The sequence below is a fragment of the Marinilactibacillus piezotolerans genome (genome assembly GCF_900114235.1).
Taxonomy (GTDB): Bacteria; Bacillota; Bacilli; order Lactobacillales; family Carnobacteriaceae_A; genus Marinilactibacillus; species Marinilactibacillus piezotolerans.
In genome coordinates this window covers 1-2,286 of record NZ_FOSJ01000102.1, presented here as the reverse complement: position 1 = coordinate 2,286, position 2,286 = coordinate 1, and the positions used below count along the sequence as shown (strand labels likewise).

Annotated in this window: 2 protein-coding genes; both read left to right on the top strand. The window is 37.0% G+C overall.

Going from position 1 to position 2,286, the window contains the following annotated elements; all coding sequences use genetic code 11:
* The first annotated feature begins 198 nt into the window (after positions 1-198).
* Positions 199-1,758, top strand: coding sequence for an IS21 family transposase (gene istA, locus BM212_RS12195; protein ID WP_072694860.1), 1,560 nt, complete (start codon positions 199-201; stop codon positions 1,756-1,758).
* Positions 1,751-2,286, top strand: a 536-nt coding sequence (locus tag BM212_RS12190) for an ATP-binding protein (protein ID WP_091898801.1), incomplete at its 3' end; no start/stop codon positions are given. The genes istA and BM212_RS12190, both read left to right, overlap by 8 nt.

The window sequence follows — 2,286 nt, the reverse complement described above, 5'->3', positions numbered from 1 at the left end:
TGATTATTTCGCGCTCACAGGTCCATCAATATCCAATCCGAGTCCACCAATTCACGAATCAAGTCCTCCTCTGTTATCTGCTCGAATTTGCACTTCAAGGCAATCAATTCGCACATCAAGTCCACTTACTAGTCTCTTTTATGTATAGTAATTTTAGAAGGTAAAACTTCTAAAAAATACATGAAGGAGGCTATTTTTATGGCCAGAAAGATTCCAGTGAAGTTAGTGATGCAGTATCGAGATCAAGGTTTTTCTCGAAACATGATTGCTAAAACACAGAAAGTAGGACGTAGTTCAGTTAGTGATGTCTTCCAACGAGCAGATCGATTTAATCTCTCCTACGAAGATATAAAAGAGCTATCTGAAAATGAGGTGTATCGAAAATTCTTCCCTGAACGACATCAGTCAGAAGTTTTATACACACTTCCTGACTACGAAAAAGTCCATAAGGAACTTCAAGGTGTAGGTGTGACCCTTAAGCTCTTATGGCAAGAGTACGTGGATAAGTGTAAGAATACCCACGGTATTGCAGTTGGATATACTAAGTTTTGCGAAGATTATCAAAAGCACATTGATCAATATCGCTTAACGAATCATTTGAAACATAAACCTGGCGTCTCAATTCAAGTTGACTGGAGTGGTTCAACCATGAGTTTATTAAATCCAGACACAGGTGAAATAACCACTGTCTATCTGTTTGTAGGAGCTCTTCCTTATAGTCAATACACTTATGTGGAACCAACGCTTGATATGAAAAGTGATACCTGGCTACGTTGCCATATAAATATGTTCACCTATTTTGACGGTACCACAATTCGTTTAATATGCGACAATTTGAAGACCGGTGTAATAACTCACCCCAAAGAGGGTGACATCGTTTTAAACGAACAATATGAAGCTCTCGCAAACCATTATGTTATGGCCATTATGCCTGCTCAGGTAAGAAAACCTAAACAGAAAGCAGCGGTTGAAGGAGCGGTTGGTAAAATTGCAACGGCAGTTATTGCTTCATTAAGAAATGAAATATATACAACAATGGGAGAACTAAAATTAGCTGTTCGTGAGAAATTGGAAATTTATAATAATAAAGAATTTCAAAAGCGTGAAGGCAGTCGTTCGCTTGTTTTTAAAGAGTCAGAACAGGAATTTTTGCGTGCCTTGCCTTCTGTTCCATACGAAATATCAGAATGGGTTTACGGAAGAAAAGTAAAACTGGATTGTCATATTACGTATCAAAAGAATAATTACTCTTGTCCCTATCAATATGTCAAAAAGAGCGTTGATTTAAAAGTAACAGATAACTTTCTTGAAATTTATTATCAAAATGAACGAATTGCGACTCACAAACGATTCCCATCATATAAAGAATATAACTTTTCAACCTTGCCAGAACATCTACCAGATCAATTTAATCAACTCGAATGGAATGACCAACGACTATTAAATTGGGCACAAAAAATTGGACCTTTCACCCATAAAGTGATTCAGCGTATCTTTGAAAACCTACCACTCAAAGAACAAGGATATCAATCGTGCTTATCTGTTCTCAATTTATCGAAGAAGTATTCAAATGCTTCTTTAGAGAAGGCTTGTCAAATAGCTTTAGAACGTGTCCATTCCCCAAGATACCGTCAACTAAAGGCAATATTAACGAATCCTGTTAATAATGAAGCGATTGAACATGCAGAGACCAACTATAAAGAATCCATGGGATTCGTGAGAGGATCAGACTATTATGGAGGCGATAAGAATGATTGATAACGAAACGATTAGAAAATTACGTCAAATGGATTTAAGTGAATTAGTAGACGCTTTAGAAATTCAAGAGATGGACAATGATACACGACAACTGTCTTTTGATGAACGACTTCAACTGGGTACTGACCATCTATATCAAGAGAAATACAATAAACGGGTGAATGGATTAATTAAACGATCCAAATTTCGTATTCAAAACGCAACTGTTTCTGCTATTCATTATGACAAACGAGATATTGATCGTCAGACACTTAATGAATTAGCCACCTGCAGCTATATCAATCACCGAAGAAACATTATTTTTCAGGGCTTCACTGGGTCAGGAAAGACCTATTTAGCCTGCGCTTTAGGACGAGAAGCGTGTAAACGAGAAATTCGAACACGCTATATTCGTTTGCCTGACTTATTAATAGAGCGAGACGAAGCGACACTTAAACCTAAAGGTGTAACCAACCTCATCACAAAATTCTCAAATTATAGCCTGCTAGTTATTGATGAATGGCTACTAGATGATTTATCAGAAGATGA

Bases quoted from the DNA above. Each gene is read 5' to 3' on its own strand.
- istA (WP_072694860.1), top strand. From the start codon at position 199: ATGGCCAGAAAGATTCCAGTGAAGTTAGTGATGCAGTATCGAGATCAA.